This window comes from Legionella qingyii (genome assembly GCF_003184185.1).
The window spans coordinates 3,714-4,102 of the sequence record NZ_QHJG01000071.1 but is presented as its reverse complement, the minus strand read 5'-3'; positions in this window follow the sequence as shown (position 1 = coordinate 4,102).

Genomic DNA, 389 nt, shown 5'->3' with positions numbered 1-389 from the left:
GACCTAGTGGAGGAATTTAATTTTCGTGATTTCATTAAATTTCACGGGTGTGTCAAACAAAAACTCTATTACTTCTTAGGGTCGGCACTGACTCTTCTTTGCCTTTTCTATAAGCTAGTGCTACAACAACAACTACATTTGCTCTACATCTTCATGTAAATTCAATCACACATTGATTAAGCGTTTAGTTTTTTTTCACGTAGCTTCGTAAAAACGTTTTCTTAAAAATAGATTAAGTTCACTAACGGATATTTTACGTTATAAAACTCAACCACTTTTATAGTTTCATTTTTACCCAGACATCTAGTCAACCAATCTAGCGTGGGGACTATTCCCACTCCAGCCACCAAGTTCAGGTGGGTCTGGGTGGTAAGATACCTCAAGAAGTT